Annotated in this window: 3 protein-coding genes and 1 pseudogene; 3 read left to right on the top strand and 1 reads right to left on the bottom strand. The window is 65.0% G+C overall.

Going from position 1 to position 3,527, the window contains the following annotated elements:
- Positions 1-520: 520 nt before the first annotated feature.
- The 3 genes from IE239_RS41160 to IE239_RS41150 all read left to right on the top strand — a co-directional run bounded on the left by IE239_RS41160 (position 521) and on the right by IE239_RS41150 (position 2,431).
- Positions 521-1,381 (top strand): hypothetical protein, encoded by an 861-nt coding sequence (locus tag IE239_RS41160; RefSeq protein WP_190154561.1) that lies wholly within the window; start codon positions 521-523, stop codon positions 1,379-1,381.
- A 29-nt stretch (positions 1,382-1,410) separates the two neighbouring features.
- Positions 1,411-1,896: a hypothetical protein gene (locus IE239_RS41155; RefSeq protein WP_190154560.1), complete on the top strand. Its 486-nt coding sequence runs from the start codon at positions 1,411-1,413 to the stop codon at positions 1,894-1,896.
- 118 nt (positions 1,897-2,014) lie between these two features.
- A complete protein-coding gene (locus IE239_RS41150) occupies positions 2,015-2,431 on the top strand; it encodes a hypothetical protein (RefSeq protein ID WP_190154559.1) in 417 nt (138 codons plus the stop codon).
- Positions 2,432-2,592: 161 nt separating this feature from the next.
- Here IE239_RS41150 and IE239_RS41145 read toward each other — a convergent pair.
- A pseudogene (locus IE239_RS41145) lies at positions 2,593-3,432 on the bottom strand (IS1380 family transposase); the annotation flags it as partial.
- Positions 3,433-3,527 lie beyond the last annotated feature (95 nt).

Raw genomic sequence — 3,527 nt, 5'->3', positions numbered from 1 at the left:
AACCTGCGGGGCCCCTGAGGCTTCCGCTCATCCCGAATCTCGAAGTCCATCGCATCCCCTGAGCTGGGGTGTTGCGACGACCACTAGAACGGAAGCTGACAGGGGGCTCTCCTGTAGGTGCGGCAGCTCCGAAGCGCTGCGCGGTCACAGGCTGGACAAGAGCGGGTTTCTTCACGGGAACGCTGTCCAAGACGGACGCAAGACGGAAAGGTCTACAACGGCGGTGGCTGCCTCTGGACCCGCCCTGTTCCTGGGTGCCCGCTTGAAGGTGTGCAGGTCCGCATGGGCAACTTCGAGACCGTCCTCGTCCATGCTGTCCGCCGTTTCACTACGAGATCGACGAATTCCGTCGCGGTGAAGTTGCCGTCAGGCGGCATCCCGGCCAGGCCCGTGAGGCCCCCGCGGAGTCGAACCTCGCCTCTGGGTCAGCTCGTGATCCTGCGGGACATCTTCGCCGGCTGCGAAGGTGCCGCCCCCGCTCGGCTGGCTCGCAAGCAGTCCTGACAAGAAGGGAACAGACGTGAAGCCGATACCCAAACTGGCCCTGCCAACCCTCGCCGTGGCTGGCGGAATCCTTGTAGCCGTCGCCGGAACGAGCCTCGCGCAGGGGGAATCCGCGCCGCGGGCTGGCACCGCGGTGCCAGCGGCGAAGGCGTTCGTCGGAGACCCGCGGGATCCGGCCACGTGGAAACTGCCAGTGGAGTCGTATGCGCCGACCAAGGCACAGACGCGCATGGTCAGCGCCACCCGTGACGAGCGGATCAACGCGTGTATGGACAGGAAGGGCTTCCCGGAGTGGACTCCGGCTCCGGATCTCCCGGACCTCGGTGGAACAACTCTGACCGATTGGCGTTACGGCATCCACGACGCCGAGGAGGCTCACGCGTACGGCTACCACCCGGCCCCGGAAGCGCAGAAGGCATACGACGATGCCCTCGCTCGGGATCAGTCCGGCAACACCGACCGCGATGTGCTGGGCTCCTGCGTCCATGAGGCAGACGGCGGTGTACCCCGTCTCGCCGTGTCACCCCTGGTCAATCGGATCGGTGGCTATTCCTACCAGATGGCACGCGAGACACCTGAAGTGCAGAAGGTGTTCGAGCAGTGGTCGGAGTGCATGAAGACCGAGGGCTACACCTACGCCCAGCCGATGGACGCCGCTGAAGACCCCCGTTTCATCACCTCCGACAAGGCAACCGAGCTGGAGAAAGACACCGCAGTGGCGGATGTCGCCTGCCGAGACAAGTTCCATGTCGAGAAGACGTGGTTCGACGCCGAAGCCAGCATCCAGGAACAGGAAATCAGCAAGAGCCGACCGGAGCTGGAGGAAGAGCGAGCGGACATCAAGGCGACTGTGGCCAAGGCCCGGTCCCTCGAATGACCCCCGAACGACGAAGGAGATCACAGACCATGTCTCATCTGGTCAAGCGGGCCGCAGTCGTCGGCGCCGCCCTCGCCGCTGTGTTCACCATGGCTCCCAACGCCCAGGCCCTGGACGGCGACCACCACAACCTCTATTCCCCCTCCGCATGCGACGACCACCGCAGGTCGGAGTTCGACTTCCACATCTTCTACAACTCAGACCTGAAGGGTTCGTACCGGAACATCGGGTACTCCGTCTACGACTTCGACTCCCTCAAAGCGGGCGCGGGTGACCCCAACCACTATGCCCTGCGGTTCTGCCAGATCGGCGCGTCCGCCCCATGGCCTGGCTCCAACCAGAAGATCAAGAACAGCGCCGCATCTGCAAGAAACGATCACTACAAGTACATAGCCCGCGTCTATTACCGCAGCGGCTACAAAGGCGCACAGGACGTGCTGAGCCCGTACGAGACCATCGGCAGGTTCGAGAAGGTCTACAACGAGAACGCCTCTTTCAAGTGGACCAGCTCCTGACCGGAGATATCCGGACAGGCCGCCTCAACTGCCGTCGTTCAGACGCCTGTTGAAAACCGCAGACTGGGCAGTGTTGGATACTCGGATGCGTAGATGCACCCCCTTCACTCTGTCTGCCGTGATCGCGGCAGCCGTTCTCGTCACGGCATGCACCTCGTCGAACGTCGACGCGGTCAACGATGCCGCGGATCGCAAGGCCGGAGCTTCCGAAAAATCGGCCCAAACCGGTGACAGTGTCAGAATCATCAGCATGCGGCTCGACGCCCCGACCCCGTCAGCCGCCTTCGAGGTCACCAACTACGAAGACGAGGTCTACACCTACGGCATCACCTTCGAGTTCTTGACCCAGGCCACCGAAGAGTCGGAGGTGGCCGCGACTGTACGACGGACTATTGCGTCGGTGAAGCCCGGCCAGACTGTGGAGACCACCGTCACGGCGCCTAAGGCAGGTGACCCGGATCCCGTGTCGGAAATCCGGATAGCTGACGTCACACTGGTTCCCCAGGACAGGTCTGCCTCTCCCGCTCGCCCTTAGCCCCGATCTTTCGTGACGGTCCGTCGGTTTCTTCGGCGGGCCGTTTCGGTTGTTCGGGTCGGTGGTGGGCACGTTGATGGCCCGGCTGTCGCGTCGGGTGGGCGCCGGGTTCCACGGCTCCGGTAGGGGTGGTGACGGTTGCAGGGACGGGAACGCACTGGTCAGCCGGGGGTCGGGAGAATTTCGAGCCGTGCCAAGGCGTCGGTGATCACGTCGGTCCAGGGCCAGTGGTGTGCGAATCTCAGGTGCCGGCGGCGGGCGGTGGTGATGATCTGGGCGGCGGCGGAGAAGAGGCAGAGCCGGAGACGGCGGGGTTCCCACCCGCGGTTTTTGCCGGTCAGGGCGAGCATGGGCATCCAGGCCAGCAGGTCCAGGGCGAGCTGGACGATCTCCAGCCAGATCTGGTTCTGTGCGGTGTCGTGCAGGGGCAGGTTGCGCAGGCCGGTGGCCCGCGCGGCCCGGATGCGGTCCTCGGCTCGGGCTCGCTGGCGGTGCCGCAGCTCCAGTGCCGCGATCGGCATGTCGGTGGTGTTGGTGGCGAAGCAGGTCAGCCGCAGTCCGTCAGCGTCGGTGATGCGCAACTGGGCTCCGGGGTGGGGCCGTTCCTTGCGGACGATCAGCCGCATTCCCTTCGGCCGGCCCTTGAGGCAGTCGCCGGTGATCTCGGCGACCCATGCCCCGTCCCGGATCTCGCCGCCGGGCTCGATTGCTGCCGTCCAGGCCGTGGCTGGGACCTTGAGTACGGCCTGGTGAATCTGCTCGGTGATGGTCATGCCGACCGAGTACGACAGCCACCGTCCGCGCTGGGCGAGCCAGGCTGTGAACTCATGTGTTCCGCCCCCGGAGTCGGTACAAATCAGCGTCCGGCGTCCACGGCGGTACTTCTTCGGCGGTTGCGCCAGGGCGAGTTGGGCGGTGGTGATGTGGTCGGCGGCGGTGTTGCTGCCTGCGTTGCCGGGCCTGAGCAGGCCGGCCACGGGTTCCCCGCTGGGTGCAGATCCAATGAGTTGCGTGCATCGTGATTGCGCAGGTCACGGGTCTGGTGTGAGTGAAGGCTCGGGTACTCGCGCTGGTCGGTGGCCGATGACCATGGTGT

Source organism: Streptomyces humidus, assembly GCF_014649655.1.
In the GTDB taxonomy this organism is placed as follows: Bacteria; Actinomycetota; Actinomycetes; order Streptomycetales; family Streptomycetaceae; genus Streptomyces; species Streptomyces humidus.
Note: the sequence above shows the minus strand (reverse complement) of the source record. Positions and strands in the feature narration are given on the sequence as shown.

Excerpts from the sequence above, each read along its gene's own strand:
- IE239_RS41155 (WP_190154560.1), top strand. The coding sequence starts at position 1,411 with ATGTCTCATCTGGTCAAGCGGGCCGCAGTCGTCGGCGCCGCCCTCGCC.